At 59.6% G+C, this 1769-nt stretch carries 3 protein-coding genes; 2 read left to right on the forward strand and 1 reads right to left on the reverse strand.

Going from position 1 to position 1769, the window contains the following annotated elements:
• Together ACXJ7R_RS31715 and ACXJ7R_RS31720 are read left to right on the forward strand one after the other, a co-directional pair.
• Positions 1 to 158: GDCCVxC domain-containing (seleno)protein (locus ACXJ7R_RS31715; RefSeq protein WP_457155257.1), on the forward strand; the 158-nt coding region annotated here is incomplete at its 5' end.
• A 222-nt stretch (positions 159 to 380) separates the two neighbouring features.
• Positions 381 to 1193, forward strand: a complete 813-nt coding sequence (locus ACXJ7R_RS31720) for a DUF2189 domain-containing protein (protein WP_457155255.1) — start codon at positions 381 to 383, stop codon at positions 1191 to 1193.
• A gap of 56 nt (positions 1194 to 1249) precedes the next feature.
• Here the strand turns inward: ACXJ7R_RS31720 and ACXJ7R_RS31725 are convergent, their stop codons facing one another.
• Complete coding sequence (locus tag ACXJ7R_RS31725; protein ID WP_457155256.1) at positions 1250 to 1723, reverse strand: aminoacyl-tRNA deacylase; 474 nt, start codon at positions 1721 to 1723, stop codon at positions 1250 to 1252.
• Between the last annotated feature and the right edge of the window lie 46 nt (positions 1724 to 1769).

Below are 1769 nucleotides of genomic sequence, written 5' to 3' on the forward strand. Positions count from 1 at the left end.
GCGTTCACTTCTACGAATGCAAAAACTGCGGCGTACTCTTGAAGCCGTTAGCGGGTGATTGCTGCGTTTTCTGCTCATATGCCGATCTGCCATGCCCGCCGCTTCAGGAGAATAGCCAAGCCAACCGCACTAAAAGCCAGAAGCGCCCGCCGATGTGATCGGGCAACGTCGTCCGCGTTATGCGCATCGCCGCCGGCGAGGAGGCCGACGACATCAAACTGAGACGCTACCCGCCGGAGCTCTTCTGACAAAGGGCGACAAGTCCCTGGCAAGAGAGTATGTTGATTCCGGTGCAGGTCGCGGTTTTGCGTGGCCAGTCTCGCAGAACGACAGCACCGCTAAACCGCGACCTTACCGGACCTGGTCTGGAGGGAATGGTCATGGCAAGCTTTCATGTGATCGCAGGCGCCAGCGAAACGCTGGAACATACCAAAATTCGAAAAATCGGTGTTTCCGACCTTTTCGACGCGCTCAAACGGGGCGTCGACGATTTCATGGTCAAACCATCGCACATCGTTTTTCTCTGCCTGATCTATCCGCTCGTGGGTGTCGTGCTCGCCGCCTGGACTTCGGGCGCCAATGCGTTGCCGTTGTTGTTTCCGCTGGTCTCCGGTTTCGCGCTGATTGGCCCCTTCGCGGCGATCGGCCTCTATGAAATCAGCCGCAGGCGGGAAGTCGGTCTCGACACCTCCTGGAGACACGCTTTCGAGGTCAGGAATTCTCCGGCGCTGCCGGCCATCGCAGCGGTCGGAATCATGCTGTTTGCAATCTTCATCGCCTGGCTTTTGACGGCGCAGATGTTCTACCAATATCTTTTCGGCCCGGCGCCGCCGGAATCGATATCCGGCTTCATCAATGAAATATTTGCCACCGGCCGCGGCTGGACGCTGATCATCCTTGGGCACGTCATCGGCTTCGTCTTCGCAGTGGTGGTGTTGTGCACAACGGTCGTCGCCTTCCCATTGTTGCTCGACCGCGACGTCGGCGCCTACGAAGCCATCCACACCTCGGTGCGTGCGGTGCTGGCGAACCCGATCACCATGGCTGTCTGGGGACTGATCGTCGCCGTTGCCCTGATCATCGGCTCGCTGCCGGTGTTCGCCGGACTGGCCGTCGTATTGCCGATCCTCGGTCACGCCACCTGGCATGTCTACCGCAAGGTCGTGGAGTCGCCCGCCAGACCGGCGAGTTGAGGAAGGTTCTGCCGGACTGCACCGGCCGGGGTGCCGGTGCAGTTTGATCGAAGCCGTCAATAAGCCGGGTGGCTGAAGCTGGCCTGGTATGCGCCCATGGTCAAGCTGCGGAAATCCTTGCCGCTGACATGCACCAGCGTTCTATGGTCGCCGCCTTCGAAGTAGATATCGGCAGCATCGCCAAGGCTTTCATCGACAATCACCGGGACATCATAGGCTGCGCCGATCGGCGGGATGGCTCCGGTGTCGCAATCACCGAAGAGCGAAATCACCTCGTCTTCAGAGGCGAGTCCGAGACGTTTGTCCATGACGTCTTGCAACCTGCCAAGTTCGATCCTGTGGGTGCTTGGGACCACGGCCAGCGTGTAGCCAAGCTCGTGGTGAACGACCACGGATTTTGCCATGATGCTACCGGGCACATGCGCGGCTATGGCCGACTGCCGGCTTGTTGACGTGCGATGATGAGCGACGGTGTCGTAGGAAATACCCTTGCCGTCGATGAAGTCTTTCAGCCTGGTTGCGATCGTCATCTTGGCCTCCTTGCCGGAGTTCGCGACGCACGGGTTTGCGCGTCAG

The organism is Mesorhizobium sp. P5_C1 (assembly GCF_054049815.1).